At 42.2% G+C, this 24,570-nt stretch carries 21 protein-coding genes; 3 read left to right on the plus strand and 18 right to left on the minus strand.

The window, feature by feature from the left end:
• Positions 1-7: 7 nt before the first annotated feature.
• Positions 8-883 (minus strand): AraC family transcriptional regulator, encoded by an 876-nt coding sequence (locus M2273_RS28115; RefSeq protein ID WP_429401257.1) that lies wholly within the window; start codon positions 881-883, stop codon positions 8-10.
• Positions 884-917: 34 nt separating this feature from the next.
• Positions 918-2,345: an alpha-L-fucosidase gene (locus M2273_RS28120; RefSeq protein WP_429401259.1), complete on the minus strand. Its 1,428-nt coding sequence runs from the start codon at positions 2,343-2,345 to the stop codon at positions 918-920.
• 405 nt (positions 2,346-2,750) lie between these two features.
• Here M2273_RS28120 and M2273_RS28125 point away from each other — a divergent pair, with 405 nt between their 5' ends.
• The gene (locus M2273_RS28125; RefSeq protein WP_429401261.1) at positions 2,751-2,903 is read left to right on the plus strand and encodes a hypothetical protein; all 153 of its coding nucleotides are present in this window, start codon (positions 2,751-2,753) and stop codon (positions 2,901-2,903) included.
• Positions 2,904-3,026: 123 nt separating this feature from the next.
• Here the strand turns inward: M2273_RS28125 and M2273_RS28130 are convergent, their stop codons facing one another.
• From M2273_RS28130 to M2273_RS28205, 16 genes are all read right to left on the minus strand, one after another.
• Positions 3,027-4,517, minus strand: coding sequence for a TonB-dependent receptor (locus M2273_RS28130; RefSeq protein ID WP_429401263.1), 1,491 nt, complete (start codon positions 4,515-4,517; stop codon positions 3,027-3,029).
• A gap of 232 nt (positions 4,518-4,749) precedes the next feature.
• Positions 4,750-6,189, minus strand: coding sequence for an NADH-quinone oxidoreductase subunit N (locus M2273_RS28135; protein ID WP_429401265.1), 1,440 nt, complete (start codon positions 6,187-6,189; stop codon positions 4,750-4,752).
• A 10-nt stretch (positions 6,190-6,199) separates the two neighbouring features.
• Positions 6,200-7,753: an NADH-quinone oxidoreductase subunit M gene (gene nuoM, locus M2273_RS28140; protein WP_429401267.1), complete on the minus strand. Its 1,554-nt coding sequence runs from the start codon at positions 7,751-7,753 to the stop codon at positions 6,200-6,202.
• Complete coding sequence (nuoL, locus tag M2273_RS28145; RefSeq protein ID WP_429401269.1) at positions 7,750-9,639, minus strand: NADH-quinone oxidoreductase subunit L; 1,890 nt, start codon at positions 9,637-9,639, stop codon at positions 7,750-7,752. Before nuoL ends, nuoM begins: the two co-directional genes overlap by 4 nt.
• Before the next feature lie 31 nt (positions 9,640-9,670).
• Positions 9,671-9,982, minus strand: a complete 312-nt coding sequence (nuoK, locus tag M2273_RS28150) for an NADH-quinone oxidoreductase subunit NuoK (protein ID WP_429401271.1) — start codon at positions 9,980-9,982, stop codon at positions 9,671-9,673.
• On the minus strand, positions 9,979-10,509 hold the full coding sequence (gene nuoJ, locus M2273_RS28155; protein WP_429401273.1) for an NADH-quinone oxidoreductase subunit J: 531 nt from the start codon (positions 10,507-10,509) through the stop codon (positions 9,979-9,981). Before nuoJ ends, nuoK begins: the two co-directional genes overlap by 4 nt.
• Positions 10,510-10,512: 3 nt before the next feature.
• On the minus strand, positions 10,513-11,028 hold the full coding sequence (gene nuoI / locus M2273_RS28160) for an NADH-quinone oxidoreductase subunit NuoI (RefSeq protein ID WP_429401275.1): 516 nt from the start codon (positions 11,026-11,028) through the stop codon (positions 10,513-10,515).
• A 92-nt stretch (positions 11,029-11,120) separates the two neighbouring features.
• On the minus strand, positions 11,121-12,080 hold the full coding sequence (gene nuoH, locus M2273_RS28165; RefSeq protein WP_429401277.1) for an NADH-quinone oxidoreductase subunit NuoH: 960 nt from the start codon (positions 12,078-12,080) through the stop codon (positions 11,121-11,123).
• Entirely contained in the window at positions 12,077-14,785 is a 2,709-nt protein-coding gene (gene nuoG / locus M2273_RS28170; protein ID WP_429401279.1) for an NADH-quinone oxidoreductase subunit NuoG, read from the minus strand. The genes nuoH and nuoG overlap by 4 nt, the downstream gene beginning before the upstream one ends.
• A gap of 6 nt (positions 14,786-14,791) precedes the next feature.
• Positions 14,792-16,060: an NADH-quinone oxidoreductase subunit NuoF gene (gene nuoF / locus M2273_RS28175; RefSeq protein ID WP_429401281.1), complete on the minus strand. Its 1,269-nt coding sequence runs from the start codon at positions 16,058-16,060 to the stop codon at positions 14,792-14,794.
• A gap of 4 nt (positions 16,061-16,064) precedes the next feature.
• A complete protein-coding gene (nuoE, locus tag M2273_RS28180) occupies positions 16,065-16,529 on the minus strand; it encodes an NADH-quinone oxidoreductase subunit NuoE (protein ID WP_429401283.1) in 465 nt (154 codons plus the stop codon).
• A gap of 41 nt (positions 16,530-16,570) precedes the next feature.
• Positions 16,571-18,319: an NADH-quinone oxidoreductase subunit C/D gene (nuoC, locus tag M2273_RS28185; RefSeq protein ID WP_429401285.1), complete on the minus strand. Its 1,749-nt coding sequence runs from the start codon at positions 18,317-18,319 to the stop codon at positions 16,571-16,573.
• A gap of 64 nt (positions 18,320-18,383) precedes the next feature.
• Positions 18,384-19,022, minus strand: a complete 639-nt coding sequence (gene nuoB, locus M2273_RS28190) for an NADH-quinone oxidoreductase subunit NuoB (protein ID WP_429401287.1) — start codon at positions 19,020-19,022, stop codon at positions 18,384-18,386.
• Positions 19,019-19,453, minus strand: coding sequence for an NADH-quinone oxidoreductase subunit A (locus M2273_RS28195; RefSeq protein ID WP_429401289.1), 435 nt, complete (start codon positions 19,451-19,453; stop codon positions 19,019-19,021). The genes nuoB and M2273_RS28195 overlap by 4 nt, the downstream gene beginning before the upstream one ends.
• 89 nt (positions 19,454-19,542) lie before the next feature.
• On the minus strand, positions 19,543-19,977 hold the full coding sequence (locus M2273_RS28200) for a CBS domain-containing protein (RefSeq protein ID WP_429401290.1): 435 nt from the start codon (positions 19,975-19,977) through the stop codon (positions 19,543-19,545).
• Between the two features lie 277 nt (positions 19,978-20,254).
• Positions 20,255-21,343 (minus strand): hypothetical protein, encoded by a 1,089-nt coding sequence (locus M2273_RS28205; protein ID WP_429401292.1) that lies wholly within the window; start codon positions 21,341-21,343, stop codon positions 20,255-20,257.
• A gap of 562 nt (positions 21,344-21,905) precedes the next feature.
• On the opposite strand from M2273_RS28205, the gene M2273_RS28210 reads away from it, so the two are divergent.
• Together M2273_RS28210 and M2273_RS28215 are read left to right on the plus strand one after the other, a co-directional pair.
• Complete coding sequence (locus tag M2273_RS28210) at positions 21,906-23,633, plus strand: sensor histidine kinase (RefSeq protein WP_429401294.1); 1,728 nt, start codon at positions 21,906-21,908, stop codon at positions 23,631-23,633.
• Positions 23,634-23,689: 56 nt separating this feature from the next.
• On the plus strand, positions 23,690-24,499 hold the full coding sequence (locus M2273_RS28215) for a hypothetical protein (protein WP_429401296.1): 810 nt from the start codon (positions 23,690-23,692) through the stop codon (positions 24,497-24,499).
• The last annotated feature ends 71 nt before the right edge of the window (positions 24,500-24,570 follow it).

The following is a 24,570-nucleotide window of genomic DNA, read 5'->3' on the forward strand; positions in this document are numbered from 1 at the left end:
CAAAGAATTAGGATTTTACCCGGATAAATTCCTTTTGATAGTTTAAAGGACTTTTACCCGTAATGAGCTTAAAGTATTTATGAAAATTGGCGAAATTGTTAAAGCCACTTTCATAACATAATTGTTTTAATGGCAGCTTATTTTCTATAAGCAACTTACAAGCATGGCCAACTTTAATCTCCAGCAAAAACTTAGAATAGGTTTTGCGTGTACGCGATTTAAAATAACGACTAAAAGAGTTTGGGCTGATCCCTACCAGGTCGGCAAGTTCATCCATATGTATTTTATTTTTGAAGTTTGCCAGCGAATATTTATAAATAACATTGATACAATCATTTCGCGATTCTTCCACATTAGGGCTAAACCCTATTGATGATAAATTATCCATATGATCACATTCGGCAATTGCAGTAAGGGCATCTATTAGCAAAACTATCCTTTTTGACCCTTCAGCAATAAACAGCCTTTCCATAATTTCGGCAATAACCTTTTTAGTTTTGCCGGTAATTTGTATCCCGCGCCTGGCTTTTTCCAGAATAGTTTTGATCATCTTGTTTTCGGGGAGTTGCAAAAAATCATTTCCCCAAAAATTCTCGGTAAAATGGACGACCCCAATATCAACAGGGACATCATTATCCGGAGCAAAATAAATATTATCAAACCGCCAGTAATGTGGCAGATAAGCCCCTACCATTACAATATCACCAGATTTAAATTGCCGTATATTATCGCCAATAAATTGGGTCCCGCTACCTTTTTTAAAATGGATCAGCTCTATTTCCGGATGGTAATGCCAACGGTTGTTAACACAGGGAACAAGATCTTGCCGAACACTAAAAGATTGAGCAGGACCGGCTGATACTTTAAGTAATTGTGGCTTCATTCAACTTGATCTATTATTGCTATATCTCCAGTTATTAATCAATCGCACCAGTTTTCATTTTATCAGTGGCTTTAACTCCCTGCGTACCTACAGTTCCTTTTACTTCCACCTTAATTACCGTAGCAATATTATCTATAGCCTTATCAGGTGCGTTTATAGTTATGTCATCATTACTTGCATCGGTTTTTAAACTGGCCCCACCGGCGAGCATTTTAGCGCTAATAACTTTATTTTTTAATCCTGGAATTACCAGTTTACCATCCGCAGGCCAGTTAAATACAGAAAAATACAGGATGGTGTTTTTACCTGCGGGCTTAAGGGTACAGCGCCCCCAGCTTAGTGGTTGCAGCGGGCTTGCCTTGGTAGCATATATGGCTTCGCCGTTCACCTTCATCCATTCGCCCATCTTTTTTAATGAATTGATGCTTTCCTGCGGAAACTCCCCTTCATCAGTTGGACCAACGTTTAACAGGTAGTTCCCCCCTTTTGAAGCAATATCAATCAGGTTGTGGATCAGGGTTTCGGGGGTTTTCCATTTATGGTCAAAGCTTTTATAACCCCAGGTTCCGTTCATGGTCATACAGGTTTCCCAATCTTTGCCGTCAAGCTCACTCAGGTTGGGTATTTTTTGTTCCGGTGTTTTATAGTCACCCGCAAAATTGGGGCGTTTAAGCCGGTCATTACTGATGATGTTGGGTTGCAGCTTTAACACGTCATGTAGTTTTTGTGCGTACTCATCGGTCATGTTGGTTGGTGTATCCCACCAGATCACCGCCACCTCGCCATAATTGGTAAGCAGCTCTTTTACCTGCGGAACGGCTACCTTATCGATATAATCGGCCATGGTAGCGGTAGTTTGTGCCGGGTCCCAGTGACCGCTGTGTTCCTGGGTATAGGCATCTATCTTGGCCGAATCGGGATTTGCCCAGCCTTCACTGCTTATTTTGCGTGCTACCGCCCCACCTGGGTTATTCCAGTCCTGCGCCTGCGAATAATAAAAACCCAGTTTAATACCATACTTATGACAAGCCGCTGCCAAGGGTTTTAAAACATCTTTGCCATATGGTGTAGCATCGGCAATATTCCACTTGCTGGCATTTGATTTAAACATGGCAAAGCCATCATGGTGTTTTGCGGTGATCACAATGTATTTCATGCCGGCTTCTTTAGCCAGTTTTACCCAAACATCGGCGTCATATTTTACCGGATTAAACTTTTTGGCAAACTGTTGGTACTCAGCTACCGGGATTTTGGCCCTGTTCATGATCCATTCGCCGCCACGGCCTACCTCGTGCCCTTTATACATGCCGGCCAATTCGGCATAATCGCCCCAGTGAATAAACATGCCGAAACGGGCCTCACGCCACCATTGCATGCGTTCGTCGCGGGTAAGTTCTTTTTGAGCAAAAACGGAAGGCATAAATAATACAGATAGCAAACATGCTATAAAGAGTTTTTTCATCTTGGTTTATTTTTCAGCGGGATCGGTTACCCGCTATGGTTTATAATAGTAAATTGAATATTTAATAAATACGATTTGCTATGAATGATAATTGGTTATGAGCTAACGTTTGTACAGCTCATACACTATATACAAGCCTTACGCTTTTTGGTACCAAAAGCGATCCATAATAATTTACGAAAACGTTGTAGTGATGTTAAATAGGTAGTGGAAATGCGGAATGCATTTTTATCTGTAATTGTTTAGCTCATTCGTTCTAAAATCGAACATTAAATGTTCGATTTCGATACATCTCAATTTTTAAAATCCACATAAATATCTCATCATCAAATAATTAAACACATGGCACAGATTTGCGAATAATTTCGTTGAGGAAACAAGCAATTTAACTCCTAACCTGAAATTATGATAAGGAATTACTTCAAAACCACCTTACGTGCCTTGGTAAAGAACAAAGCTTTCAGCTTTTTGAATATTGCCGGTTTGGCAACATCCGGAGTGCTGAACATTTTGATAGCGGCACTAATTAATCCGGTAAAAAGTTTAAGAAGCGAGTAATATACTGCCTGACCAAAAAGAACTTGGATCCTAAACAGGAGATCTGAGATTTAGTTGAACCACTTGGTGCTGCGTTCCGGGGTGAGATACGGAACGCATTTTTTATGGTACTACCAAAACAATTTAAGCCGGATCTAATTCGGTCTTAGGGTCACTGCCGTTTGCGGTAATTTCTTTGGTTGGATCAATCTCACTGGCATAACCAAACAAAGCCCGGTCTTTTATCATAGTGGCCACATCGGCTGGCACATATTCTTCCCAGCCCTCTTCACCTTGTTTTATGAGTTGCAGCACTTTATCGGTTTCCACGTGAAGATTATTTTCATTGTAATGCCTGATGTCTTCTATCTTGTTATTGGCAATCAGGTAACGGTACAGGTCTATAAGATGCGGTGGCGGATTATACTTCAGGCAATTCCAGATTACCCCATCGCGCAAAGTAGGATAAATAAACAACTTTACCTTTCGGCTGAACAAGGTAGCGAAAGACTCCAAAATCCCGCCCGGAAGATCTTGATAATGCTCCTCAGAAAAGATATACTCCAAATTTGGAAAGCCCAGAACAACTCCCAGCTTTAATTTGGTGATCTTTGACATGTAAGCCACTAATTTATAATACTCATGAAAATTAGAGATCATTACCGTTTGCCCAAGTGAACAAAGAATATCCACACGGTCAAGGAAATCTTTTTCATCAATTTCGGCAGTTTGGTCGGCGTTTCTTTCTTTTAACGATTGCAGGGTAAGTTCTGTAACAACTATAACATTTTTCTTATCAACATCGGGCTCTTGAAAAAATTGTTTAACGCCGGTGTTAAGCATATCTAAATGTACATTGATGATAGGACGGAAACGCCCGCGGATCACTACAATATGCTTTTTATACAAGGCTTCAGTAGGCTGCATATTTTTACCATCGGGACCAAATACAGCTGCATCCGAAAAGCCATATTTTACCAGGTGCAAACTCATCAGGCGGTTATCCACCTTAGTAAAATCGGGCCCTTCAAAACGGATCATGTCTATTTGAATACGGTCTCTCGACAAGTTGTCCATCAACGAAAGCAAAAACACTGGTGGTATTTCATGATAGTAAAAGCAGGCATACATCAGGTTTACGCCTAAGATCCCCACTGCCTGCTGCTGCAAATTATTATCGTTATCTAATAATTTTACGTGCAGCACCACATCATTAAACGGGCCTTTAGGCTCCAGCTGAAAACGCACGCCCATCCAGCCATGTCCATCATTTGTTTTGTTATAATTGAGTGCCGATATGGTATCAGAAAAAGCAAAAAAGGTTGTTGAATCCCCACGCTGTGCGGCCAGGCGTTCAATTAACAGGCCATACTCGTGATCAAGCATCGATATCAACCGGGCTTCGCTTACGTAACGGCGTGTTTGTTGTACACCATAAATAGCATCAGAAAAGGTCATATCATAAGCCGACATGGTTTTGGCAATAGTACCTGATGAAGCACCGGCCTTGAAAAAATTAGCAGCTACATCCTGACCTGCGCCAATTTCGGCGAATGAGCCATAAATTTCAGTATCAAGATTAATGGCAAGCGCTTTTTGTTTTGTTCCAATATCTTTGTTGTGAATGGCGTTCATACACTTCTTATTTATAGTTAAATGTTGCCACTATCATGACCTGATAAGACGGTTTAAAAGTACGACTTTTTAGAGAATGGGGTAGCAGCAAAAGCAAGAAAGCAGATAAAACTTCAATCAAAACTATTCAATAAAGATATAAAGGGGTTGCCAATTTACCACAAATGCAGGAATGCTTCTACTTAAGTCAGTGATTTACTGATCAATGAACTGTTGACCATTTCACTTCATACTATTTGAGTTTAAAATATCCCATAAAATCCATTGCTCCTGATGGATAAACCCCAAACCAAATAATCAATAAACTAAGGGCTGATAAAGCTATAATGCTTACCATATAAAAAATGGGGTTCGCTTTTTTCCCTTCAGACAGGATACTTTTTTGTCCGGCGAACATCGTGGTTATAATCCGGAGATAATAATACAATCCAATCACGCTGCTGACAACCAGGATTAAAGCAATTACCCAAAACCCTGCCTGGAGACCCGCAGCCAGGATATAAAATTTTCCAACAAAGCCAACCGTGAGTGGTATCCCCGCTAAGGAAAGTAAAGCCGAGCTAAATATGCAGGCCAGAACGGGGTGTTGCCAAAATAATGCTTTATAGCTCTCGATATCTTCCGCATCCGTTTCTTTATTGGATAAAACGGTCACGATGCCAAAAGCGGTAAGGGTAGTAATAAAATAGGCCATTAAATAAAAGCTAACTGCTTTTATGCTCATCATGCTGCCAGGGATAAAGGCAACTAATAAATAACCGAGGTGCGCAATGGAGGAATAAGCCAGGATACGTTTTACATTTTTTTGTTGTACTGCGAGCAGATTGCCAATAATCATAGAAGCAACGGCAATGCAGATTAAAATAAGCATTACAACCTTGAACCTGAAACCATCAATCATTATAAAAAAGCGGAACAGCACTGCAAACACGCCGCCTTTAGATGCGGTAGCAATAAAGGCGGTAACCGGTGCGGGCGCCCCCTGGTATACATCGGCAGTCCACATATGGAACGGGACCACAGCCAGTTTAAATCCCACGCCTACTAACACCATTCCCAAACCTGTAAGAAACAGCGGGGATAATGATTGAAATGAAGTTAAGTTGCGGGCAATCATTGAAAATTCCATACTTCCGGTTTGAAGGTAAATTAAGGCCATCCCGAAAAGAAGAAAGGCTGAAGAGAATGCCGCCAGAACAAGGTATTTAATTCCCGCTTCTATATTATGATGCCTCACCCGCAAATAGGCAATCAGGGCATATAAACCAACGGTCAGGACTTCAAGGCCCAGGAATAAAGAAATAAAATGTTTGCTTACTGTCAGCACACAAGCCCCCAGTGTACACAGAAAAAGCAGTACGTAATATTCTTTAGGACTTTCCTCTTTTTCTTCAAAATAAATGTAAGAAAGGATATTGACCACAAGGCTCGAAAAAATGATCAGGCCCATAACGAATACCGAAAACCCATCTATGACCAGCAATGGATCAATATGGTAAGGAAGCAATTTTTGAATATAAAAAAGAGAAGAAAAGGCGACAGTAAATAAAAGCAGGCTGCTGAGCTGGATTACGCGGTGACTCAATTTTACGGCAATCAAAAGCATGATGAGCACGGAAGAACCGGCAAGTAATAATAATGGCGTAAGAGCAAAAAAATCGTTACCTGACATAGCGTTCTTCTTATTTTTTGACTATATATTTATGTGCGTTTGATGGCGTTACCTGATGGTTCCCTTTTAGCACACTTTTATTTCCAGTTAAAAAAATATGCTCTAATTTGTTAATCATCGGCTTAACGGTATTAATTACCGGTTGCGGATACAAACCCAGCCAAATAATGGATAGTGTGAACGCTGCCATTACTACTATTTCTCTGAATGAAAAATCACGAACCTGATCCGATCTTTCTGATGGCCCTAAAAACACTTTCTGTACAATTCGTAAGGAATAAATGGCCGAAAAAATAAGTCCGACTGTAGCAATAACGGTAAGCCATATATTGGCTTTGAAAGCGCCTAATAATATCAGGAACTCAGCAATAAAATTCCCTAATCCGGGCAAGCCTAATGATGCCATGGCGAACAGCATTCCTATAGCTCCCATTTGTGGCATTTGGGTCCAAAGTCCACCCATGTGGTTAATGTCACGGGTATGCAGGCGTTCTTTCAGCATCCCTGCCATAATGAACAATGCCCCCGTGCTTATTGCATGGGTAACAAGTTGCATTACCACGCCCTGTAACGCCAGTTCATTAAAAGCAAAAATTCCCAGTATCACAAAGCCCATGTGGCTAACACTTGTATAAGCCACCAGGCGTTTAAGATCGGTTTGTGAATAAGCAAGGACAGCTCCGTAAATAATCCCGATCACGCCGACAAGCATTGCCCAGGGCGCTAACTCCCGTGCAGCTTCCGGAAATAAAGGAAGAACAAACCTTAATATGCCATAAGCTCCTGTTTTTAATAGTAACCCTGCCAGTATTAAGCTACCGGCAGTAGGCGCTTCACTATGTGCATCAGGCAACCAGGTGTGGAAGGGCACAATGGGTAATTTAACCACAAAGGCAATCATAAAACCCATCATCAGCCAAAAAGCAATATGAGGCGAAATAGCGGTTCCCAGTAACTCAAAGTAATTAAAGGTATAAATACCAGTATTATTGCCATGAATAAAATATAAGCCAATGATAGCCAGCAGCATCAGCAAACCGCTGGCCTGGGTAAAAATGAAAAACTTGTAAGCAGCATATACCCGGTTTTCGCTCCCCCATATACCAATCAGGAAATACATCGGGATAAGCATGACCTCCCAGAAGAAGTAAAACAGGAACAGATCCATCGCCATAAATACTCCTGAAATTCCGGCCAGTATCCAAAGTAAATTGAAATAATAAAAACCTACACGTTCTCTCACATCGTTCCAGGAACACAGCACCGCCAAAATTCCAAGGAAAAAAGTTAGCACCAGCATTATCAGGCTTAACCCGTCAACAGCCAGGTGAAAGCTTATCCCAAATGACGGGATCCAATCATGCCGGTAGTCAATCATCCAGGTGTTTGAAAGATGGATATTGTCGGTGCGGTATTGGTCAATCCAAAAAGCTACCAAAGCAATAAAACCAGTTAATACTGTACACAGTGCTATCCACCGGGACAGGTTTTTACTCCATTGCCCCAACAGAAGCGCCAGTAAACCGCCTCCCATTAATATACCGATAACACAAACCAATATCATAACATTATTTGTATACTTAATATGATTATTGCCCCTATAACCAACCCCATAACATACCACCTTAATGAGCCCGACTGGGTAAATGACAATGAACGATAAAGGCGGATAGTTACAAACGTGACACCCTGGTAAAGTTTATCAACCACATCATTTTTGTTGATATTGGCTATAAAAACCACAGGCCTCACAAACAATACATTGTATAATTTATCAAAGCCCCAGCCCGAAAACCAAAACAGGTAAAGGTTCATAACAAATCCCGATTGCCTTAATTTTTCAATCCGTTGCGGTTGTTTGTAATAAAACACATAAGCGAGGTAAATCCCGCCAAAAGTTGACAGGAGGGCCAGGAGCTGGAATTGCAGTTCGGCATCCATACCAGCCTTTAAAACCGTTTCGGGCAATACGTGGTGAAGCAGGTCTGAAAAAAGCCTGAAATGGCCAAAATTATGCGGCAGTTCTATAAAGCCCGCAAAAAGAGAAAAAAAGGCCAGGATGATCAAAGGTACGGTCATGAGCTTGCCGGGATGATGACCAATCTCTGTTTTAGCTTCGCCCCAAAAAACAACGATCATCATCCTGGTGGTATAAACTGCCGTAATGAAGGCTCCAAGCAGGGCAATAAACCATAGCCAGGGGTTCCCTCCTTCGCTGGCCCAGGCATACCATAGTATCTGATCTTTACTATAAAATCCGGCGCTTATCAATGGTAATGCCGCCAATGAGGCCGAACCGATCAGGAAGGTCCAGAAAATGACCGGAAGCTTATTTTTAAGTCCGCCCATTTTAAACATATTATGCTCGTGATGCAAGGCTTCTATCACAGCACCCGCTGCCAGGAACAAAAGGGCTTTAAAAAAGGCATGGATCATGAAATGGAAAATAGCTGCCGTCCACGCGCCTACACCCAATGCCAAAAACATATACCCAATTTGGCTGATGGTAGAATAAGCCAGTACCCGTTTTATATCATATTGTGTGAGGGCGCTAAAACCAGCGATGAATAAGGTCGCCGCTCCAATCACAGCAATTATCATTTGCGCTATTGGCGAAAGTTGGAATATAACATGCATCCTGGCGATGAGGTAAACACCTGCCGTTACCATAGTAGCGGCATGAATTAGCGCGCTCACGGGCGATGGCCCTGCCATTGCATCGGGCAGCCAGGTTTGTAAGGGCAACTGGGCCGATTTTCCCACACCACCGGCAAGTAACAACAGGGCCGTAATGGTAGCTATTGAGGCCCCCTGCTGCCATAAAACCGGGGCCTTAGCCAAAATATCAGGAATAGCCAATGTGCCAAACTGGTAAAAAATTACAAAAAGCCCAATGGCCATGGCTGTGTCGCCAATGCGCGTAATGATAAAAGCTTTGCGGGCGGCATATCCGTTAACCTCACTTTCATACCAGAAACCAATGAGTAAGTAACTGCACAGCCCCACACCTTCCCAACCCAAATACAACAGTAATAAATTATCGGCCAATACTAACAGGAGCATGGAAAATACAAACAGGTTCATGCAAGCAAAAAAGCGTGAATAGTCTTTGTCGCCGGTCATAAAACTTACCGAGTAAATATGTATCAGGGCACCTATAAACGTGATCACAAAAACAAAAACGAGTGATAGTGCATCCAGAAAAAGCGTGATCTTAGGATTGAAACCAGCTACTTGCATCCAGGTCCATAAGGTTTGGGAATAGTTACCGGTTGCCGGAGGATGTAACAGAAAACCAATACCGATCATGAGTACTATGATGGCTGAAAGGCTTACGCTTCCTGCACCAATTATGGCAACCCAAACACGGGATACATGCTTGCCTGCCAATGCCAGTATTAAAAAACCGGCAAAGGGCAAAACTGGTACAAGCCATAACAGGTTACTCATAGTATTTTTATTTATTAAATTGTTAAAAAAACTATCCTTTCATTTCTTTCAATTTGTCTATATCCAATGATTTATGCTGATGATAGATTTGCAGAATGAGTGCCAGTCCAATTGATACCTCTGCCGCTGCCATAGCCAGGATAAAGATGAACATCACCTGCCCATCCGGCTGTGCCCAGCGTGAACCTGCCGCCACAAAGGCTAAACCAGCAGCATTCAGCATTACTTCAACAGACAACAGCATAAAAATGATGTTCTTTCGAATAATGACACCGGCAATGCCCAGCACGAAAAGTAAACCTGCCAGTAACATGACTATTTCTATGGATACGGATGATTTCATAATGGATCCTCTTCTTTTAAAAATCGATGCAAAATCATTTTTTTATGTTGCCCTATGTGTGCAGCGCCAACCACTCCTGCCATTAATAACATGGCTGCCAGTTCTACCCCAATGAGGTATGGCCTGAATAAGGAAACAGCCACAGCTTTGGGGTCAACAGTTTGCAGGTTGTACGATGTGGGATGAGCTATATTGATCAGGTAAAAAAACTCAACAAAAAGAATAGCCGACAAAATTGCAGGACCAATCCAAATCTTTGGTTTAAGCCATTCTTTTTCTTGCTTTGCTGTTTCTTTGCCCAGGTTTAAAAGCATGATCACAAAAATAAAAAGCACCATGATAGCCCCGGCATAAATGATGATCTCAAGCAATGCCGCAAATGGCGCACCCAACAAAAAAAAGATCACAGACATGGATAACAAAGAAATGATGAGGTACAGCAGCGCATGTACCGGATTATGCCTGGTGATGACCATGATTGTAGAGATCACGGTTACAAAAGCGGTTATGTAAAAAACGACGTCCATTTTTTAAGGTAATAAACTGTGTATATCAACTGGTGGATCCTCGTTATCTCCTTCACCTTTTCCTTTTATGCCTGCAGCTAATCCGGCAACTTTGTAATAATTGTAACCCGGATATTTCCCTTCGCTATCTATCAATAAATCTTCTTTTTCATAAACCAGGTTTTGCCGGTTATATTCAGCCATCTCAAAATCAGGAATCAGCTGTATGGCATATGTAGGGCAAGCCTCTTCGCAATAACCACAAAAAATGCATCTTGAAAAATTGATGCGGAAAAACTCCGGGTATCTCCTGCCATTCTCGTCTTCGGTAGCCTGTAATGAAATACAATCTACGGGACAAGCAGCGGCACATAAATAACAGCCCACGCACCGCTCCCCCATATCCGGGTCACGGGTCAATACAATTCGCCCCCGCCAGCGCGGGTGCAGTACCACCTTTTCTTCGGGATACTGGATGGTTTCCCTCTTTCTGAACATGTGCAGAAAAGTGAGCCCTATGGTTCTTAATATGCTGATCATCGTTTCTCTTTTTTACATTATCATTGGTGAAAGGGTGAATTTACATTGTCGCGGCCCGCCCTTAGGTAATCGCAATACACATTATCACATCATCATTTATTCATCATTAATACGATCCCTCCAGTTATCAGTAAGTTTAATAAAGCGATAGGTAATAATATTTTCCAACCGTATTCCATCAGCTGATCATACCTGGGCCTCGGAAGCGAAGCCCTTAGCAAGATGAAAAACAGGATAAAAACAAAAGTTTTCAGTGAAAACCAAATTAAAGGCGGCAAGAATGCCGGGCCCAGCCATCCGCCAAAGAACAGCGTAACCGCCATGGCAGAAATGAGGGTGATGCCCAGATATTCGCCAATAAAGAACATCCCGAATTTCATCCCTGAATATTCCGAATGAAACCCAGCCACGAGCTCGCTTTCGGCTTCCGGAATATCAAACGGGAGCCGGTGAGTTTCGGCAATACCCGCAATCATGAAAATAACGAACGCTACCGGTTGAGTAATGATAAACCAGCACCCTTTTTGGGCAAGTACAATATCTGTAAGCCTGAACGAGCCCGAAAGCATCACCACGCCCATGAGTGAGAGCCCCATAAACACTTCATAACTGATCATTTGCGAGGCACCCCGTAATGCCCCGAGCAAGGAATACTTGTTGTTTGAGGCCCAACCGCCCAATACTATGCTGTAAACACCCAGGGATGACATGGCCAGAAAGAAAAGCAACCCAATATTCAGATCGGCAATGAGCAAGCCTGGTGCATACGGAATAATCACAAAACCCATAAGTACCGTAGCCCCAATAATAGTTGGAGCAATCACAAAAATTGTTTTATCAGCAAACGGGGGAATCCAATCTTCCTTAAAAAAAAGCTTAATAGTATCGGCAACTACGATAAACAAACCAAACGGGCCAGCACGATTCGGGCCATACCTATCCTGCCAAAGCGCCAGCATTCGCCGTTCAAGCCAAATTAGCCAGGCAGCAATTGTAGTTAATGTAAACAATACAATTACAATCATCAGGGTATATTGAATTATTGTACTCATATCACAGCTTTTGTTAAAATTCCTTTTGCCGGCCAGCCAATGCCGCTCAGTCCGGGGATATTGAAAGGGACACCTGCCACGCCTTCAGGCAGCTCCTCATTTATCCTTGCGGGCAGTTCATAATGCTGATCCCCTATCTGTACCTGCACAGTATCGCTTTCGTTGATATTTAAATTTTCCGCATCATGCTTGTTAATGGCGATATATGGCTTGGGGGACCGCTCTGCAATACCGCATGTGTAAATACTAAGTTCTTCCGATCCAAAGATGTGCGGAAAAGGCACAAGCAGCCATTCCCCGGGCGATGGTTTAAAAGCAGGAGGTACATTGTTCAAAAATGCATTTTCAGTAACCGGGGTTTCCGGGAATAACCTTTTGCCCGGATCACCACCCTGCAAAGCCCCCCCAACCTCTGCCTGATATTTGTTAATGGATTGTACCGAGTTCCAGCCCGGCGCCCAATAAAATGGGATCATAGGCGCAGGTGGCATTCCTTTAAAGCCTTCCATCGTAAACGATAAAGCCGAATCAGGATCTTCGGGCGGTTTAGGTTCACTTACATTAATATTGGCCAACATAGCAGTACGTCCGCTATAACGATGCGGTTCGCGGGGAATTTTCTGTCCCGAAATACGGAAATCAGCAGGTGGAGCAACGGTCTCTGCTCCTTTAAATTGCGGCATTAGTGCAACCATTTCAGCTAACAAATCATCCGGTGTAGTCAAATCTTCCGGACCTACTCCATTTTTAAATTGCCTGAACTCGTCCAGCCACCTCCAGCTTTCCCTTAAATTTTCATTTTTTGGCATAAACACCTGGAAGAAACACTGTGCCCTTCCTTCGTTATTAACCATTGTTCCATCGGCTTCAGCAAAGGTGCCAACCGGTATCAATACAGTGGCTCGGTTAGTTGTATCATTATGCAAGTGATCAAGCACAATTACTTGTTTGCAATGGTCAAAAAAGCTGTCAATATCCTTTTTAGCGCCTCTGCGGTACAGATCATTTTCCACAATAACCACGGTATCAGCCTCGCCATTTTCCAAAACTTTCGCTGCCTCGTTTAATGATGGCGCCTGCATCATAGCCAACCCCATCGAGTTGCATTCAGGAACCACAAAGCACAAACTGGCCTTTTCATCTTTAGTGCCCAGGGCAAATGCTATGTTCGAAGCAGCTTTAAGAATAGCTTCATTACTCAAGCTTGTTCCGCAAATGATCAATGGTTTTTTGGCGTTTTTCAGGATATCCGCAACGTGCCGGGCAAGTTTTAGTCTATCATCATCCATATCACCTGGTGCAGGGGCCGTATTGTTCAGACAATTGGCAATGGTAAACCCTAAACGTGCAATGTCGTCGGGCGATATGTGCAGGCTACCGGAAGCAATCTCGTCAAGCTTGGTTTGAGTGGGATAAGCTATAAAAAGCTCCCCCCTTTCCTGCTGGGCAAACTCACGTAACGCGGCATCGTGCCAGGAGGGTATATTTATTTGCTGTGCATTTTCAAAAGGCTTTTTACTTACAGCCTGCCGCAGGGCCAGCGCCAGCAATGGCGCGGTATTGGTCAAATCTTCTCCCAGTATCAAAATCGCATCGGCCGCTTCGGATTCTTTTAAAGATGGCGTATGGATATATCCTGAGTTTACAGTATGGAGGATAGTTCGCATCAGCTGGGCTTCATTCTCGGAAATCCCCTGGTAAAAATTTTCTTTTCCTACCAATTGCATCAGGGCAAAGTTTGTTTCCAATGATGCCCGTGGGGAGGCAATGCCTATTACTTTGTTGTTTGATAAAATCCCTTTCAGGTGGCTATATAAACTTTGTTTATCCGCCGCATCTGGAATTTTACTGCGTATTAAAGGTTGCTGAATACGGTTTATGCTGTTTACAAATTCATACCCAAACCTGCCCCGGTCACAAATAAAATAACCGTTAACCTCGCCATTAAAGCGGCTGGTGATCTGCCGGAGTTCACCATATCGTTCGCCTGCAATAATATTACAGCCCAGGCTGCAATGCTGGCAAATAGAGGGAGCCATGGTCATATCCCATTTCCGGGTATAATGTTCCTTGAGGGTTTTGTCGGTAAAAACTCCGGTAGGGCAAACTTCAGCAAGATTACCGCTAAACTCGTTTTCCAGGATACCATCCTGAGCCCTTCCAAAATAAACATGATCATGTGCTGCAAATACATCAAGGTCTTTTCCACCTGCATAATCTTTATAAAACCTAACGCAGCGGTAACACTGTATGCAGCGGTTCATTTCATGATTGATAAAAGGCCCGAGATATTGGTTTTTATAGGTGCGCTTTTTGTATTGGAACCGACGGTAAGTGTGACCTGTCATCACGGTCATGTCCTGTAAATGGCAAGCACCTCCCTCATCGCAAACCGCGCAATCATGCGGGTGATTAGTCATGAGCCATTCAATAACCTGTGAGCGAAAAGCTTTGGCCGTGGGATCGTTCACGGACAAATACATGTTGTCTTTCACCGCTTCCATGCATGACATCACTATACGGCCGTTGGTGTCCTGTTCGTCCTTAAAAAGTTTAATGGCACATTGGCGGCAGGCTCCTACCGACCCCATAGCGGGATGCCAGCAAAAATAAGGCAGGTTAAAACCAAGCGTAAGACAGGTTTCAAGCAAATTTTTGCCAGGTTTTACTTCATAAACTTTACCATCTATATAAATTGCTGCCATTGTGTTTTACCTCCACGGACATCTTTTTTCGTTTATATGCTTTTCAAAATCTTCGCTGAAATATTTCAGGCCGCTTTGCAGCGGTTCCATTGCTCCAGGTGCCAGGGCACAAAATGTGTTACCTGGTCCCAAATATTTAGTATGCATTTTTAACAACTCCAAATCTTCCGGTTGCCCTTCTCCATTTTCAATCGATAGCAAAATCTTTTCTGTCCAGGGCAATCCTTCTCTGCAGGGTGTACACCAGCCGCAGGACTCCTGTGCAAAAAAGTGCTCCAGGTTATGCACAAAACCAACCGGACAAGTTTGATCGTCCAAAATGATCATTGTACCTGTGCCCAGGCGACTGCCGGCCGCGGCTACCGATTTGTAATCCATTTTAATATCCAGGTGCTCCGTCACCAGGAAATCAGTAGAAGCACCACCCGGAAGGGCTCCCCTGAATTTGAAGCCATTTTGCATTCCGCCAGCATGTTCTTCAATGAGCTGCCGCATGGTAGTTGTCATTGGTAATTCCCATAAGCCGGGTTTATTTACTTTGCCGCTGATGCCATATAATTTAGTTCCGGCATCAGCTCCGGGGCTCAGGTCTTTAAACCAATCAGCCCCGTTATTAACAATATGCGGAATGTTGCAGAGCGTTTCTACGTTATTAACAATGGTGGGTTTGCCAAATAAACCGCTTATCTGCGGAAAGGGAGGTTTGGTACGGGGAGTGGCCCGCTTTCCTTCCAGCGCATTCAACAGCGCGGTTTCTTCTCCGCACATATATCGGCCAATACCTGTATGCAAATGCATTTCGAGGTTAAAACCTGTACCCAAAATATTTTTCCCGAGATAACCGGCTGCATACGCTTCATCTATGGCCTGCCTGATGAGCCGGGCTGCCTTTTTATAGGCCCAGCGCAAAAAGACATACGATATATTAGCCTGTATAGCATATGCAGATACGATCATACCTTCAATTAATTGATGGGGATTGCCTTCAAGCAGCAGGCGGTCCTTAAAAGTTCCGGGCTCCATTTCGTCGGCATTGGCAACCAGGTATTTGGTTTGCGCACTATCATTCATGGGCACAAAACTCCATTTAATTCCAGTATTGAAACCTGCACCCCCACGGCCCTTAAGGTCCGACTCCTGCACCATTTTTGTAATTTCCTGTGGGGCCATGGTAATTGCCTTGTGCACAGCCCGATAACCGCCCACACGCACATAATCTTTAAGATTAAGCGGGGGGCGATTAATGTTGATATGCTGTGTGAGTGGCGTTTCCATGTTATTATTTATATTCTTTTAATATGTCATCCAGTTTATCGATGGTTAAATCCCGGTACAGATCATCATTAATCATTAATGCAGGGGCATGATCGCAGGTGCCGAGGCAAGGATTGGGTAAAAGGGTAAACCTGGCATCAGAAGTGGTTTCTCCAAATTTGATATGCAGCCGGGTTTTCAGGTGCTCATAAATTTTTTCATAACCCATTACATAGCAACTGATGCTATCGCACAGTAAAATAATATTGCGGCCAACCGGCTTACGGAAAATGAGGTTGTAAAATGTTGCCACACTGTCCAGTTCTTCGGCCGACATATCCATATGGGCGGCTATGGCATGAAGACTTTCATCCGAAATCCATCCACGATGATGCTGCACAATTTTCAATGCTTCAATACAGGCAGCTTTCCGAACGGGGACAAGTGCGATCTCATGATCTATCTTCCTAATTTCATCCGTTGATAGCATATCTTTTTATTTTATCCTGTAACTTCTATTCTTCGCCTATTTCATCTGTCAATATCGGCCAGTACATAATCCATAGCCCCTAAAATGGATAGTAAATCGGCAACCGTATACCCCTTGCTGATATATGGCAACATTTGCATGTGCGGGAACGAGGGCGTTCGGATCCTGACCCTATAGGGCGATGTGTTGCCATTACTGGTGAGGTAATAACTGTTGGCCCCTTTAGTGGCTTCGATACAACTCATCGCTTCGCCAGCTGGAATTACCGGGCCCCAGCTTACATTTAAAAAATGAGTAATTAGCGTTTCAATATCCTGCATGGTGTGTTTTTTGAGGGGTGGCGTAGTTAAAGGATGATCGGCCTTATAATCCCCTTCAGGCATATTTTTCACACATTGATCAATAATGCGCAGGCTTTGCCACATTTCTTCAACACGTACCCTGGCCCTATCATAACAATCGCCATTTTGTGCTGTCGGGATATCAAATTCAAAGTTTTCATAACCAGAATAAGGTTGTTTTTTTCTGAAATCCCATTCAAAACCACAAGCCCGTAAACCCGGGCCGGTCACCCCCCACTCTATGGCTTCCTCCAGGGTGTAAATGCCAATACCAACGGTTCGGCCTTTGAAAATGCTGTTACGCATCACCATCTGATGATACTCCCTGAGTTGTTTGGGGAAATAAGCAACAAAATCGCGCACCAGTTTATCCCAGCCTTTCGGTAAATCCTGGACAACTCCCCCAATCCTAAACCAGTTAGGGTGCATCCTGGCTCCGCAAATAGCTTCAACAATATCAAATATCTTCTCCCTATCGGTGAACATGTAAAATACGGGAGAAAGCTGCCCCAAATCCTGGGCAAAAGTGCCGTACCATACCAAATGACTCGCGATGCGGAAAAATTCACATAACATGATGCGCATTACCTTTACCTTTTCAGGAACGGTAATGCCGGCCAGTTTTTCAACTGCCAGCAAGTACGCCAGATTGTTCATCACCCCACCCAGGTAATCTACCCGGTCGGTATAAGGTATATAGGTATGCCATGACTGGCGCTCGCCCATTTTTTCTGCTCCGCGATGATGAAAGCCAATATCGGGAACAGCATCAACAATATCTTCGCCATCTAACTGCAGAATGATGCGTAAAACGCCATGTGTACCGGGATGCTGAGGGCCAAGGTTCAGGAACATGAAATCGGCATCCTCACTATGTCTTTTTAATCCCCAGTCTTCCGGTCTGAATTGCAGGGCTTCCTGTTCACGGTCTTGTTTTTCGTCCCAAAGTTTAAATGGGCCCATTTCAGTAGCCCTTGCCGGATGTTCTTTTCGCAAAGGATGCCCTTCCCAGGTCAGTGGCATCAGTATACGGCTTAAATGGGGATGACCTTCGAAAGTTATGCCAAACATATCGTAAACTTCGCGTTCATACCAATTGGCATTTTTCCATAAAGAACTAATGGATGGCATGGATGGAAAACTGCCGTGTAAGGCTACTTTGAGGCGGATAAAGACGTTTCGTTTAAATGAAAGCAGATGATATACAACGGTAAAATCAGACGATGGCGATCCGTTGTTATTAGCCTGGCTCCGCTCATCAATAGCGCACAGGTCATACAATAATTCAAACGGATGATGGATAGTGTGCTTAAGATAGCTAAGTACCTTTGTTATGTTTTCTTTTGCAACCCATAAAGTAGTCATCTCATCAACTGTAAGTTGCTGAGTAAAGACAGACTCTCCAAATTTAGAGGTCAATTCATCTGCCAAGCCTGAATGATTATCCATGCTCTTTTAAACTTTATTTAGGTTTATTTAATACTAATAGCCTGATACAGGTATCAAATCATGTTCAAATCTCATCGGGAGAGCGAAAATCGATCATCTTTTTTCGTTCTTCCCTTTTTTCTTCCTTCATTGATACTTGTTCGGGCTTTATAACTCCCTGTGGACCAATGGCCCAGCTTAAAGGTCTTTGTTCTTTGCCTACTGAGGCCGCCAGCAACATCAACCCCTGCATAAAAGCATCAGGCCGGGGCGGGCATCCGGGTACGTATACATCTACCGGTAAAAACTTATCTACTCCCTGTACAACACTATAAATATCATACATGCCGCCTGAGTTGGCGCAGGAGCCCATGGAGATTACCCATTTTGGCTCCATCATTTGCTCGTGCAAGCGTTTAATGATGGGGGCCATTTTCACAAAAACAGTTCCGGCTATAACCATTACATCAGCTTCACGGGGGGTTCCCCGTATCACTTCGGCCCCAAAACGTGCAACATCATATTTGCTGGTTAAACTGGTGGCCATTTCCACAAAACAGCATGAAAGGCCAAAATGAAATGGCCACATCGAATTTTTTCGTCCCCAGGCCAGTAAATCCTGAACTGTGGTAAGCATAACACTTTGCCCCACAGACTCTTCAAAAGAACCTGTTCCTTTTAGCGTATTTGCCGGTTCAGCCGGGTTACTGAGCCACCATTTCATATTACAGGTTTCTTTAGGTTTAGTTTTTTATACGCTTTCAGAATTTTCTTGCCATCGGGGCCAAAATCCAATGCTCCGAGGCTCCACTCATAAATTAACACCGCAACCAGCAGCCCAATAAAAACACAAATACTGAGATAACCCGGCCACCCGAGTTCTTTAAATGCCAAGGCCCATAAAACAATAAATACCACCTCGATATCAAAGATGACAAACATCATGGCAACCAGGTAAAATTGGGCCGAAAAACGCAGTCTTGCTGACCCGGTTTCTAATATGCCTGATTCGTAAGGCTGGCCGGTGGCCCTATCTGTATGACGTTGGCCCAAAAAATAGGAAAGGGAAATAATAAGGATCATTAAGGCTAAAACAAAAGCACCGTAAACTATAAATGGCCAGAACGGTACACTGGATGGGTTTGATACATTCATAATTATTATATTATAAAACAACCTCAACAAACTGCTTTTGTCCTTGAATGGGGTATTTCCCTGAATTTTAGCTTAGGAATTATAAATAATTATACTTCGCCTTTAATGTAATGTTCCATGTTTTCGATAATGAATTTTTGCTCTTCGATGATGTATTTCACTACGTCGCCAATGGAAACAATACCCATTAATTTGCCATCGTCTATTACCGGCAAATGCCTTATAAACTTATCGGTCATCAACCTCATGCAATCTTCTATGCTATTGCTGGAGGATACCGTAACCGGATTTTCTGTCATGATTTCCCCAACCAGGATTTCTTTGGAAGCTCTCCCTTTTAGGATCACCTTACGTGCGTAATCTCTTTCCGTGAAAATGCCGATGAATTCTCCTTGTTCCATCACTAAAATGGCACCTATGTTTTTTTCGTACATTAACTCCAGTGCTTCAAAAACAGTAATATCCGGGCTTACAAAAATTGGAGATTTGCTTTTAGTACATAAGATATTTCTAACACATCCCATAATGAGCTCCTTTCTGGTTAGGGGTTTGGAAATAAACTGGTTATAAATTGGTTATAATAAAGTTACTTAATTATTTTAGTAAAAAAAAAGGAATTGGAGATAATAATACTGCAGTTTATTTTTTAATAAATAAAACTGGCTTTAAGAGCAAAGCAGAGGTATAATTATAAGACACCAATAAGGCTAAGTAATTTTGATTACGATACCTTATTACTGGCATAGTAATGCCTGCAACTATGTATCGATGAACCGGGAAAATGAAAACAACTTTAGGAGATTAATTATTCTTTAACCCGATCTGGTGATTAGTATAATCTGTAAGGTATTCGTTTTTTAAAAAAAAGTCGATACTCAGAATTGTCCGGTAATCGGCTGTGTTATTAGGATTTTGTATCTCGGTAAGGTTACCTGTACTTGAGGTAGTATATGTATAGGTAAAACCCTTATTGGTGGTTAAAGTTACCTGAGAATTTGCAGGTAACCGACCCAATGAAGTTGTGGCCAGTTTATCTTCAATAATAGTAACCGATGGCGTTCCGGTATCGAACAGGAACTGTGCATCAATGGTTTTTCCGCTGTAGGAAATGGTTCCGGGTATATTTGGCGAATAACCACCGCTTGAATAATAAGTAAGCGGATGCATAATAAAACCAGCTGATGAAAGATCTGAGGTGGTTAGCCCCATGGTGAGCAGTCCGGAAACATAAGTACCGGTGCTGCTAAAGCTCGTGGCATTTAAGGTGGCCAGTTTAAAACCGCTTATAAGGCCCGTACCTGTATCAAAATATCTTAGCGGACTTGTTATCTCGCTGTTGGCATAGCTTGTACCTGGCCCCACTCCAAAAACATCAGCCGAATGTGCAGCCATTTTCTTACCATCTCCATCAACTATCTTATAATACAAAAAAATGGGAACGCGTTTAAATGTATAATTTCCCGATGTATTACCTATTTTAATGCTGGCATAGGCCAGGTTGCCATATTCTTTAGTGGTGCCTGTAGCATCGCCAAAACTTACTGTACCGGTTTTTGAAGTTACGGTAATCCCGTTTACAACTACCGAGTCGCCGGTTACCTGTATGCCCGATGTGGTGATCATGGAAGCTGGCAGGATGCCCGTTGCATCTATCGTTATACCTGATGACCCGGTATCAAATACCCCAAAATAGCTAAACGACTGGGTACCTATTTGTGTAATAGGGATAAATATCCTTTTACCACCCCCGCTGGTATATTCATACAAACCAACTGTAACCGGATTAATGGTTGCCGTTGCGATTTTCTCTTTTTTACAGGAGTTTAGGGTTACTATAATAAGCAGGCAAGCTATCGGTTGCCGCAGTAAAAGGATCTTTTTTAATTTCATATTAATCATTGAGAGCTACAAGCATCCTCACCGAAAATAAAAGCGGATGATTGGTTCATATCAAAAGTACAATGCTGCGCAAATAAGAATGACCAAGAATCGATAAATAGCCCCTTTGAATCGATTAAGTGGGTTACCACTGCTGCAGGAATGACAGGGGCTTTACATATCCAAATTTAGTTTCAATGGCCCCTGGCCTTACATTAACGGCTTTTTGATAATATGATTGTGAAGCTCTATAATTTTTGTTAAGATAATGCAACCAATTGTGTATTAACCCCGTAACTATTGCAGGCCGGTAAGCCGGCAGCACAAATAAACAATTGGCGGCTTTTGCGGGGAGCAGTATCATTTTATAATAGTTAAACTACCTGACATAACACTTCTTTTGTTTTTAAGATTTGGACAGGACGATGTTAAAAATTAATATGATGACGGTTTAATTGATGAGGTGATATCGTTTTTCTCAATATATTTATGCCCTGTATTGATACCAGACATAACCGATCCAAGTTATAGAAGTGACTATCGCAGGAAAAATTAAAGACTTGGCATATTATTGATGAATAAAAAACTAATAAAACGTGGAACGGCATCAAAAAACCTTTATCGCCTGTTTATTATCTTTTTGCTTTTTACCTTCCTGATTACTGCCGGCTCATTGGTCTTAAAGTATTCCATTGTACAAAAGCTTGACAAATTAAGCAGCCAGTTTAGTGAGCCATCCAAAACACAGGACATTAGCAATATCCTTTTGGATTTGAACAGGGCCGAAAACGATTTTCAGCAGGCCGGTTTATATGGACACAGTGACAAGCTGGAAGACTATAAGCTTAAACTCAAAAGCATCTTTAGCCGGATAGAATCTGTATTAAGAGAATACCAGGCGGATAGCGCTAAATACTTCCCCGGGAGCGAACAGCATATTTCAGAATCATTTGAAAAAAAGCTGCTGCTCTCTCAAAAGGTATTTGTGTTGCGGCATGATTTCGACTCCCTTTTGAGAGTAACTACCATAGAAAGTATTAATGCTGCAGTGCCTGGGAATTTGACCAGGGCTACTTACTTTAAACAGAGTATAAAAGAAAAGTACTCGGCAGATACTACAGTAAGCGTCAATAACAAAGGGAAAAAGAATGGATTATTTAGGCGTTTAAAGGATGCTATTACTAACAAAAACCAGGCTACGGTCAAAACTTTAACCATTAGGAGGGAAAAACAGGTCAGGGATTCTGTTATCCGGTCCCTTAACAGGAAACATGGGGAAGTTATTGGGAAATTATTGCAAGAATTAAATCAGAAAAATGGTCGGCTTGTTCAATCAAATAAACAATTAATAGCAGCCAACCTTAGCCTGGTTACGCAACTACACGATCTTTTACAACAGTTAAGGGATATTGATTTAGGCCTATGGGAAAAAGGCAGGAGCGAAATACTGAAACAATACCAGGCAGCTACCAGTGAAATGAATAAGTTCACGGGAATAGCCATAAGCATGGTGCTGATCTTTATTATCTTACTCATTATATACATTCGTAAGGCCCGGGTAGCTGAACAAAATTATTTAGCGGAGAATGAGAGAGCGGTTATGCTTGCGGGTCAGAAATCAGAAATACTGGCAACAATGAGCCATGAAATACGAAACCCGCTAACGGTAATTACCGGTACTATTTATATGCTCAATAAAACCGTGCTTTCTGAAGATCAGCAAAAAAAACTGGCCTCTATTAACCTTTCCTCAACAATGCTGATAGAAACGGTTAATAATATTCTGGATGCCGGAAAAATGGATCATCAGCAAACCGGTGTTCTTACGCTGGTTACTTTTGATCCCTGTCATGAAATTGGGGAAGCAGTGGAAACGATGAAGTTTATGGCTGAAAAAAAAGGGATAAAGTTAACTTCCGAATTTACAGATGAAGTAGAAATCAAAGTTAAAGGAGACGCGTTCAGGCTGAAACAGATTATGATCAATCTTTTAAGCAACGCTATCAAATATACTGACGATGGTGGGGTAACAGTCAAAACCTTTATTCGCCCGATAAATGAGCATACCGCCGAACTGGATGTAAGTATCACTGATACGGGAATAGGTATTCCAAAAGAACATCAGGCTAAATTATTTACCCGTTATTACCAGGCTAACCGTACTGACGGGAAACCGGGAACTGGTTTGGGATTATATATTTGCCGGCAACTTATCAATCTGCAGCAAGGCAGTATATATATTGACAGTGATGCAGGCAAGGGCTGTTGCATGCGGTTTACAATACCCTATCAAAAGGGTTGACCAAATGATGTAGTATAGAGACCGTTATATTTACTAATGGCTATCATTTTTATGAAATGGGAGAAAGTTTAAATAGGGAAAAGCCGGAAATCAGGCTTCGGGCGTTCAGGGCTATTGATGAACCTGAAACCTGTGAGTTGTTTATTCAGGGCCATACTCAGGTATTAACCAGTATTGGTGTTACCAAGGTTACATCTTCTAAAAATGAATGGGCAAAAAATCCTGCTGCTTTTGTAATAATTGTAGAGTCATTAAATGGGAAAGAGGTATATGGAGGTGCAAGGGTACATGTTTCAGGGGGGACAGAGCCTTTGCCCATAGAACAGGCTACCGGTAAATTAGATCCATCGGTTTTTGAATTGGTCCGGAAATATGCTCCATATGGCACCGGGGAGATATGTGGTCTGTGGAATTCGCATGAGCTTTCGGGATATGGAATAGGAACCCCCTTGCTGATACGCACAGGCATTGCCATTTCATCCCAGATCGGCATACAGTCACTCTTCGCATTATGTGCTCCCTATACTGTAAAACCGGTTGTGAATTGTGGGATGGTACTCGAAGACAGTATCGGCAATAAAGGAACATTTTATTATCCGAAACTTGATCTTATTGCAACAGCCATGATTTTAAAGGATGTTCCGGTTTTAAGTAAAGCTCATGAGGAAGATAAGCTTTTGATATCTCAAATGAGAGCTAATCCTAATAATTTAAAGATACTTGAATTAAAAAATAAGAAAATAAGCATTGATTTTGAACTCCAGATCCCGAACCTTGATAAATGGAATTTATTTCAAACTATTGAATCGGCCCAAAAGACTTTTTTGAAAAGTAAAACTGACAACAACGATCCGGACTTTTTTTAAAAACTATTTATTTTTGATAAATGGTAACTTATTCAGATTCTAATCGTTAAGAATTTCTTAATCACAATACA

The sequence above is a fragment of the Mucilaginibacter lappiensis genome (assembly GCF_050433765.1).
GTDB lineage: Bacteria > Bacteroidota > Bacteroidia > Sphingobacteriales > Sphingobacteriaceae > Mucilaginibacter > Mucilaginibacter lappiensis_A.

What these genes read in the sequence shown, in the direction of transcription:
- nuoF (WP_429401281.1), bottom strand. Translation starts at nt 16,060, where the DNA reads ATGGAAACGCCACTCACACAGCATATCAACATTAATCGCCCCCCGCTT.
- nuoE (WP_429401283.1), bottom strand. Translation starts at nt 16,529, where the DNA reads ATGCTATCAACGGATGAAATTAGGAAGATAGATCATGAGATCGCACTT.
- M2273_RS28200 (WP_429401290.1), bottom strand. Translation starts at nt 19,977, where the DNA reads ATGGGATGTGTTAGAAATATCTTATGTACTAAAAGCAAATCTCCAATT.
- nuoG (WP_429401279.1), bottom strand. Translation starts at nt 14,785, where the DNA reads ATGGCAGCAATTTATATAGATGGTAAAGTTTATGAAGTAAAACCTGGC.
- nuoK (WP_429401271.1), bottom strand. Translation starts at nt 9,982, where the DNA reads ATGAAATCATCCGTATCCATAGAAATAGTCATGTTACTGGCAGGTTTA.
- M2273_RS28195 (WP_429401289.1), bottom strand. Translation starts at nt 19,453, where the DNA reads ATGAATGTATCAAACCCATCCAGTGTACCGTTCTGGCCATTTATAGTT.
- nuoC (WP_429401285.1), bottom strand. Translation starts at nt 18,319, where the DNA reads ATGGATAATCATTCAGGCTTGGCAGATGAATTGACCTCTAAATTTGGA.
- nuoL (WP_429401269.1), bottom strand. Translation starts at nt 9,639, where the DNA reads ATGAGTAACCTGTTATGGCTTGTACCAGTTTTGCCCTTTGCCGGTTTT.
- nuoB (WP_429401287.1), bottom strand. Translation starts at nt 19,022, where the DNA reads ATGAAATGGTGGCTCAGTAACCCGGCTGAACCGGCAAATACGCTAAAA.
- nuoJ (WP_429401273.1), bottom strand. Translation starts at nt 10,509, where the DNA reads ATGGACGTCGTTTTTTACATAACCGCTTTTGTAACCGTGATCTCTACA.
- M2273_RS28115 (WP_429401257.1), bottom strand. Translation starts at nt 883, where the DNA reads ATGAAGCCACAATTACTTAAAGTATCAGCCGGTCCTGCTCAATCTTTT.
- nuoM (WP_429401267.1), bottom strand. Translation starts at nt 7,753, where the DNA reads ATGATATTGGTTTGTGTTATCGGTATATTAATGGGAGGCGGTTTACTG.
- M2273_RS28125 (WP_429401261.1), top strand. Translation starts at nt 2,751, where the DNA reads ATGATAAGGAATTACTTCAAAACCACCTTACGTGCCTTGGTAAAGAAC.
- nuoH (WP_429401277.1), bottom strand. Translation starts at nt 12,080, where the DNA reads ATGAGTACAATAATTCAATATACCCTGATGATTGTAATTGTATTGTTT.
- M2273_RS28130 (WP_429401263.1), bottom strand. Translation starts at nt 4,517, where the DNA reads ATGAACGCCATTCACAACAAAGATATTGGAACAAAACAAAAAGCGCTT.
- nuoI (WP_429401275.1), bottom strand. Translation starts at nt 11,028, where the DNA reads ATGATCAGCATATTAAGAACCATAGGGCTCACTTTTCTGCACATGTTC.
- M2273_RS28120 (WP_429401259.1), bottom strand. Translation starts at nt 2,345, where the DNA reads ATGAAAAAACTCTTTATAGCATGTTTGCTATCTGTATTATTTATGCCT.
- M2273_RS28215 (WP_429401296.1), top strand. Translation starts at nt 23,690, where the DNA reads ATGGGAGAAAGTTTAAATAGGGAAAAGCCGGAAATCAGGCTTCGGGCG.
- M2273_RS28210 (WP_429401294.1), top strand. Translation starts at nt 21,906, where the DNA reads ATGAATAAAAAACTAATAAAACGTGGAACGGCATCAAAAAACCTTTAT.
- M2273_RS28135 (WP_429401265.1), bottom strand. Translation starts at nt 6,189, where the DNA reads ATGTCAGGTAACGATTTTTTTGCTCTTACGCCATTATTATTACTTGCC.
- M2273_RS28205 (WP_429401292.1), bottom strand. Translation starts at nt 21,343, where the DNA reads ATGAAATTAAAAAAGATCCTTTTACTGCGGCAACCGATAGCTTGCCTG.